This window comes from Nonomuraea antri (genome assembly GCF_013283785.1).
Classification (GTDB): Bacteria; Actinomycetota; Actinomycetes; order Streptosporangiales; family Streptosporangiaceae; genus Nonomuraea; species Nonomuraea antri.
Genome location: NZ_JABCPZ010000353.1, coordinates 1 through 7,362 on the forward strand (window position 1 = coordinate 1; position 7,362 = coordinate 7,362).

Annotated in this window: 4 protein-coding genes and 1 pseudogene; 3 read left to right on the plus strand and 2 right to left on the minus strand. The window is 72.3% G+C overall.

Annotated features, from left to right (window positions below):
• The 3 genes and pseudogenes from HII36_RS51785 to HII36_RS57550 all read left to right on the plus strand — a co-directional run.
• Positions 1–375: pseudogene (locus HII36_RS51785) on the plus strand (hypothetical protein); the annotation flags it as partial.
• A gap of 16 nt (positions 376–391) precedes the next feature.
• A complete protein-coding gene (locus tag HII36_RS51790) occupies positions 392–1,921 on the plus strand; it encodes a helix-turn-helix domain-containing protein (RefSeq protein ID WP_173530784.1) in 1,530 nt (509 codons plus the stop codon).
• A gap of 120 nt (positions 1,922–2,041) precedes the next feature.
• A complete protein-coding gene (locus HII36_RS57550) occupies positions 2,042–3,133 on the plus strand; it encodes a tyrosine-type recombinase/integrase (protein WP_173530785.1) in 1,092 nt (363 codons plus the stop codon).
• A 438-nt stretch (positions 3,134–3,571) separates the two neighbouring features.
• On the opposite strand, the gene HII36_RS51800 is transcribed toward HII36_RS57550, so the two are convergent.
• Together HII36_RS51800 and HII36_RS51810 are read right to left on the minus strand one after the other, a co-directional pair.
• Positions 3,572–6,676 (minus strand): poly(A) polymerase, encoded by a 3,105-nt coding sequence (locus tag HII36_RS51800; RefSeq protein WP_217371027.1) that lies wholly within the window; start codon positions 6,674–6,676, stop codon positions 3,572–3,574.
• Positions 6,676–7,362, minus strand: a 687-nt coding sequence (locus HII36_RS51810) for an ATP-binding protein (protein WP_173530786.1), incomplete at its 5' end; no start/stop codon positions are given. The genes HII36_RS51800 and HII36_RS51810, both read right to left, overlap by 1 nt.

Here is a 7,362-nt window from a genome sequence, read left to right on the forward strand (position 1 = left end):
TTGCCGTTGGGTGCGCGTGAGGCGGTGGAGGCGGGGCTGGCGGATCGGGTGGTGTCGGGGTCGCGGTCGGAGTTCGAGCGGCGGGTGCTGGAGTATGCCGAGCGGTTGGCGGGTGATGCGGGTTTCGAGCGGTTGCTGGCGGTCAAGAGGCAGGGGCGGGACGCCGATGAGCGGCGTCGGCCGTTGGAGGCGTATCGGGTGGAGGAGTTGGCGGAGATGAGTCGTGACATGTTCGACGACCGGCATGGTTTCCGTGCGGCGCGGGAGGCGTTCGTGGGGAAGGTCAGGCCGGTGGCGACTCCGGAGCGTCTGGCGCGTCATCGGGGGTTGTCCGGCGCGTCGGCCGCTGGTGGCGCGGCCGCATCTCATATGTGAGATATGGTCTCCTGTTGTGGCAGACGATTATCTTGTGCGAATCGGCCGGTTGATCCGGGACGCGCGTCAGCATCGTGGATGGACGCAGCTTCAGCTGGCCGATGCGCTGGCGACGAGTCAGAGTGCGGTCAATCGGATCGAGCGCGGTAACCAGAACATCAGTCTTGAGATGATCGCCCGGATCGGTGAGGCGCTCGACAGTGAGATCGTCTCGCTGGGGTATGCCGGGCCGATGCATCTGCGGGTGGTGGGCGGCCGGCGGTTGTCGGGCAGCATCGATGTGAAGACGTCGAAGAACGCGTGTGTGGCGTTGTTGTGCGCGTCGTTGCTGAACTCGGGCCGGACGATCTTGCGTAAGGTGGCGCGGATCGAGGAGGTGTACCGGATCCTGGAGGTGCTGGCCTCGATCGGGGTGCGGGCCCGGTGGATCAACGAGGGCAGTGATCTGGAGATCGTGCCGCCGGCTCGGCTGGAGCTGGAGGCGATGGACACCGACGCGGCGCGGCGTACGCGCAGTGTCATCATGTTCCTGGGTCCGTTGATGCATCGTACGGACCAGTTCCAGATCCCGTACGCGGGCGGGTGTGATCTGGGGACGCGGACGGTGCAGCCGCACATGTCGGCGTTGCGGCACTTCGGGCTGGACATCACGGCGACGCAGGGCTTCTACCACGCGCGGGTGGACGGCCGGGTGTCGCCGGCGCGGCCGATCGTGCTGACCGAGCGCGGTGACACGGTGACGGAGAACGCGCTGCTGGCGGCGGCCCGCCACGACGGGGTGACGGTGATCCGCAACGCCTCGTCGAACTACATGGTGCAGGACCTGTGCTTCTTCCTGGAAGAGCTGGGCGTGCGGGTGGAGGGCATCGGCACGACGACGCTGACGGTGCACGGGGTGCCGCACATCGAGCGTGACGTCGACTACTCCCCTTCCGAGGATCCGGTGGAGGCGATGAGCCTGCTGGCGGCGGCGGTGGTGACCTCTTCGGAGCTGACGATCTGCCGGGTGCCGGTGGAGTTCCTGGAGATCGAGCTGGCGGTGCTGGAGGAGATGGGTCTCGATCACGATCGGGGCAGGGAGTATCCGGCGGCGAACGGGCGGACGCGGCTGGTGGACCTGACGGTGCGGCCGTCGAAGCTGGTCTCCCCCATCGACAAGATCCATCCGATGCCGTTCCCGGGGCTGAACATCGACAATGTGCCGTTCTTCGCGGCGATCGCGGCTTCGGCGCAGGGTTCGACGTTGATCCACGACTGGGTGTACGACAACCGGGCGATCTATCTGACGGAGCTGACGCGGCTGGGGGCGTCGGTGAAGCTGCTGGATCCGCATCGGGTGCTGGTGGAGGGTCCGACGCGCTGGCGCAGCGCGGAGATGATGTGCCCGCCGGCGTTGCGTCCGGCGGTGGTGGTGCTGCTGGCGATGATGGCGGCCGAGGGCACGTCGGTGCTGCGCAACGTGTATGTGATCAACCGTGGGTACGAGGATCTGGCCGAGCGGCTGAACGCGCTGGGGGCGCGCATCGAGACGTTCCGCGACATCTGAGTTTCTGTCGGTGAGGGTCGCTACCGTCTCCCTTTGACGGATCTTGTGTGCGGGCTCGTGCGCGAATCTGGTGCGCGAATCTGGTGCGCGGGTCTGGTGCGTCGAGGTGAGGAGGGGCGGGTGCGGCCTGCTGACCTGGAGCGGGTGACGGTGGCCGAGGCGGCCGACCGCTACGTGGAGCTGGTGCGGGCCAAGACGGTGACGGGGGCGTTGTCACCGGCGACGGCGGAGGTGTACGCGCGTGATGTGGCGACGCTGGTGGAGCTGGCGGGCGCGGGCACGGTGCTGGACGATCTGACGGGTGAGGACGTCGACGCGTTGCTGCTGGCGTTCGCGCGGCGGCCGGATGGCCGCCGCTCCCCCGCCTCCTCCGCTTCCCGTGACGGGGCCGGGTCCGGGTCTGGGCCGGGGTCTGGTGGGGGGCAGTCGCCGTCGTCGCAGGCGCGGTTTCGGCGTTCGATCTCGGCGTTGTTCAAGCACGCGGCGCTGGCGGGGTGGGTGCAGCTCAATCCGATGGCGGCGGCGACGGTGACGGCCAAGCAGCGGGGCGGGTTGCGTCCGCAGCGGCGGGCGCTGACGCGGGAGCAGGCGCAGGGCCTGATCGGCGCGGCCACGGAGCAGGCGCAGGCGCCGCCGCCGCGTCAGGGCCGGCGTGATCAGCGGACGGAGTTGCGTGACGCGGTGATCGTGTTGCTGCTGTCCACGCTGGGGCCGCGGGTGTCGGAGCTGGTGCGCGCCAACGTGGAGGATTTCTTCACCAACGACGGGGTGCGGTACTGGCGCATCTTCGGCAAGGGCGGGCGGACGCGTGACGTGCCGTTGCCGCCGGGGGTGGACGCGGTGTTGCAGGCGTATCTGGAGCAGGGCCGCACCCCGGCGTCCGCATCGGGGGCCGGTTCCGCGTCTGGTGATGGGAAGGCGTTGTTGTTGTCGTGGCGGGGGCGGCGGCTGGCGCGGGGTGACGTGCAGGCGGTGATCGACCGGGTGCAGCGGCGGGTCGATCCGGAGCAGCGCCGTTCGGTGACGCCGCACGGGCTGCGGCACACGACGGCGACGCATCTGCTGGCCGACGCGGTCGACATGGACGCGGTGCGGCGGGTGCTGGGGCACAGTGATCTGTCGACGTTGGGGCGTTATCGGGATGAGCTGCCTGGAGAGTTGGAGGTGGCGATGCGCGCCCATCCCCTGCTGCGCGCCAAGCCGCCTCGCTGACGTGGTGGGGTTCGCCGGGGTCCGGCTGGGATACGACCGTGGTCGTTCGTGGCCGGGTGGGTGTTCGCCGGGCGGCCCTGCTCCTAGCGTCGAGGTCGTGATCGGGAGAATCCTCGTTCGAGACGCGGGCTGGTGGTTTCCGCCTGCTGTCCGCTTTGGTGGTCGTCGGGGCCATGGGGTCGGCGGCGGTGCTGCGTTTTCCTGAAATGCGGCTCGGCCCGCGCTCGTTCGCGGTGGCGCTGGTCGGGGACGGCCTCGGTGTGGCCTCGCCTCGCCGTGGGATCGGCGTCTGGTGTCGTGCTGGTGGTGCTCTCGGGTCGACGCCGGGTTGGGCTGCGTGGCCGTGCGGGGGCGGCGGTGTTCGCGGATGAGAGTGAGGTGATCCGTGCTGGGTGACCGTGTGGGTTCGGCCGCCGGGTCGGGTTGTTCGCGTTCGTGTCAGTGCAGGGTGGGGATGTCGGCCCAGGTGGTGGTTTCGAGGGTGACGCCGTCCAGGCCTCGGGACCAGGTGCGGGCGATGTCGGTGATGGTCGCGGTGGTGGGCGGGGTGTGGCCCAGGCCGATGGCGTAGCGGACCGTGCCCGGCTGGGTGCGGTTCGCCGGGTATGGGCGGGGCCAGGCGTGGGCGTCCGTGGCTCCGGCGTCTTCCAGGCGGGTCAGCAGGTCGCGCAGGCGGCCGCGTACCCGGCCGACGAGCGGGTCGAGTTCGTCGGGGCGGTGGGCGGTGATGGTGAGGACGGCCCAGGAGGCGTGCCTGCGGTGCAGGGGCGGGGGCGACAGCAGGTCGGTCCAGGGAGCGCCGGATTCGAGGGTTTCCCAGGCCTGGTAGAGCTCGTGGATCAGCAGGTCGCGTCCGCCTTCGCCGACCTGCTGGGCGCAGTTGCGTACCGGGGGGCACGGCGTCATGACGGTCATCGCCGCCGGGGCGGTGTACGTCTCCGTGGCGGTTTCCTGGGTCAGGTGGACGGGGTGTCGCCAGTCCCAGGCGGCCCAGGTCGCGAAGAAGGTGCGCAGGAGTTCGTCGTCGCCGGCGGGGTGTTCGTCCGGTCGGAGGTCGGCGATGGTGACGTCGGTGACGGTGCGGGCGGCCAGGATCGCCCAGGCCAGGCCGGGCAGCCCGCCGAACGGGGCCGAGTCCAGCCCGCGTGCCCTGGCCCATGCCTTGACCTGCCTGGCCAGGTGGGCGAAGTAGGCGTGCCGGGGGCCGGCCGCCGTGCGGATGGCTTCGGCGTCGCTGATCGCGCTCAGGGCGATCGCGGCGTTTCGTCCGAGTTCGGCGCGGCGCGGGACGGCTTCTGCGGGCGGCATGTTCCCGGTGGCCACGATGGCCAGGTCGACCTCCACGCCCGCCGAGCCCGCAGGAAGTTCGAGGGCCGGGGTGCGCAGGTGGAGGCGCAGGCCGGGGACCTTGGCGCCGATCACCGGCCTGATCCTGTCGGCCTCCGGGAGTGCGTCCTGCACGCGGGTTCGCAGGGTGGCCGGGGCGGGGTCGCCGGGCAGGACCGCGACCAGGTCGATGTCCGCGCCGGTGCGTGCGCAGTCCATGGCGCGTGAACCGGTCAGGTGGATGACGGCCGGGTCCAGGGCTTCGGTGAGCCGGCGTACGACGTGGCCGGCGAGCGGGTCGTGGGCAAGCGCCGCGGCGGGAGGCTCGGCGGGGTCACCGGTGGGTGGGTCGGGGAGCCAGCGGATCTCTCCGGTGCCCAGGGCGATCAGGGCGCGGGGGCGCATCGGCTCGTCGGCGCGGCGTGAGAGCAGGACGAGTTCGTCCACCCGGGCCGTCATGGGGGCGAGCCGGTTCGCGCAGCGGGCGGCGAGGGCTTGCGGGTCGAGCGCTCGGGCATCGCGGGTGGGGGCGCGGCCGAGGGTGAGGTGCGGGGTGAAGCCTTCGGCTCTGCCCCGGCAGTTCGGGAAGCGCCGCTCGAACGCTCGATGCAGCGCGGCCCAGGAGGTGGCGGCGGTTCCGGTGGCGGGGTCGAGCCAGAGGGTGGCGCTGTCGCGGTGTTCGAACAGGCGCACCCCTTCCAGCCGGACGGTGAACGGGGTGATCTCGGCGGCGGCCTGGGCCAGCAGTGGGGCGGCGCGTTCGAAGTCGGGTTCGGGCAGGAAGCCGAACAGCAGGTTGACGTGCGGCGGCCAGCGGTCGATCTGCGGGTCGTGCTCGGCGCGCAACTCCTGGATGGACGGCCACAGGTCGTGCGGGGGGATCCAGGCGAGCGCGGTCCTGGCGGTGGGCTGTGCGGCCGTGAGCTGCGTAGTGGCGGGCGGTCCGAAGGTGGGCGGTTCGGAGGTGTGTGGCTCAGCGCCGGCGGCGCTCGTGTGGGCGGCGCTGGTGTGGGTGGCGCTGGTGTGGGTGGCGGGCCGGGTGCGGTCCTGGTGTGGTGTCGGCCGGTGGGTTCCCGGCTGGTGGGTTTCGGGCTCGGTGAGGGTGAGGTCGGTTTGGACGCCGTAGTGGTCCGAGATGTACAGACCGTCCGGGGTCGGGGTGGTTCCGAGCAGGACGGCCGAGCGCACCTGGGCGCGGCCGCGCAGCAGGATCCGGTCCAGGCGGGAGGCCCGGCCGGTGATGGACGACACCGCGGCCAGCGGGTTGATGCGCGGGTCGAAGGTGGGGCTCTGGTCGCCGGTGCCGTGGGCCTGGGTCCAGGCGTCGCGCAGCCGGAGTACGGTCGCGGGTCCGCCGTGCGGGCCGTCGGCGCCGTCGTTGAAGTCGCCGAGCAGCACCGTCTCGCCGTCCAGGCCGGCCAGCCCTTCGGCGATCTGGGCCAGTTCCTGGGTGCGGCGGCGGGCGCCGTCGGTGGAGTGGTCGCTGGTGAGGTGGGTGGCGGCGACGACGAGCGGCCCCGACGGGGTGTCGACGGTGATGGCGGCGACCGCCTTGTACGGTCCCAGCCCGTGCACGGCGGCCTCGCGCACGGGCAGGCGGCTGAGCAGCAGCAGGCCGGTGGCGGGAACGTCGTCGCCGGTGGGGTCGGTGCCGAGGGTGTAGTGGGCGCGGACCCAGGGGGCGTGCAGGAGCATGGTGACCAGCGCGGGTTCGGTCTCCTGCAGCGCGATCACGTCGGCGTCGGCCTGGCGCAGGGCCTCCAGCAGGAGGGGGCGGCGGCGGGCGGTGTCGATGCGGTGGGCGTCGTAGCGGTCCCACAGGGTGTTCCAGGTGAGCAGCCGCACCCGCGCGTCCCCGCCCATGCTCGCGGCGGTGTTCGCGATCTCGGCCGGAGCGGGGTGCCAGCCGGTGGCGGGGTCGTAGGCGTGCGGGGTTCTGGCGGTGAAGAACGGCGCGCGCAGCAGCCGCTCCTGGCGGGCGCGTCCGGCCTGGGCGGTGTCGAGGCGGTCCAGGCCGGTGGCGCGGTCCCAGACCAGTTCGCCGTCGGCCTCCACGAACAGCACCCGGTGCCAGGGGATGTCGCCGCCGGGGGTGAAGGCGGGCAGCGGGACGCGTTTGGGTGCGGCGCCTCGCTGGCCGACGCCCAGCACGTAGCGGGCGGGGTCGAGGCGGGGGTCCCAGCGGATGCGGTGGTAGATCTCCTGGCTGGTGCGCATCACGCGGCTCCTTCGCCGGGGACGTGGCCGGCCGCGTCGCGCAGGAGGCCGTCGGTGTCGTCGATCGTTCCTTGGGCGCTCACGTACCAGGTGCGGTGGGCCTGTCCGGGGTAGGGCGGCGCGAACCTGCGCAGCTGGGCGGTCAGGACGTGTTCCGGCACGGGGTCGGTGCGGGCGGCGTTGCGCCGGCGCAGTTCGTCGTCGGGCACCAGGACGACGGCGTGGGTGGTGAGCGCGTCGCGGCGGCGGGCCACTGCGTGGACGAGGGAGCGCTGGTGGGGGTTGAGCGAGGTGGCGTCCCAGGTCACGGTGCGGCCGTCGGCCAGGGCGGAGTCGAGCAGGTCCAGGCCGTGGGCCAGGATGTCGTGGTTGGCGCGCTGGTCGGCGCGGGAGCCGCGGGCGTGGCGCAGGTCGTCCAGGCTGACGTGGACGTCGATGCCGGGCAGGGTGGCGGCGAAGGTGCTCTTGCCGCTGCCGGACGGCCCGACCAGGTGCACCAGGCGGGGGAAGCGGCCTTGACGCCAGCGCCAGGTGGCGGCCACGGCCTCGGCGGCGGTGGTGATGCGGCCGGCGGCGAAGGCGTGGCGGGCCTCGGCCCAGCAGCGGTCGGCGGCCTCACCGGAGATGCCGGTGGAGGGTTCGCCCAGGGCGTGGGCCAGGCCGGTGCGCAGGGGGTGGAGCGGGTC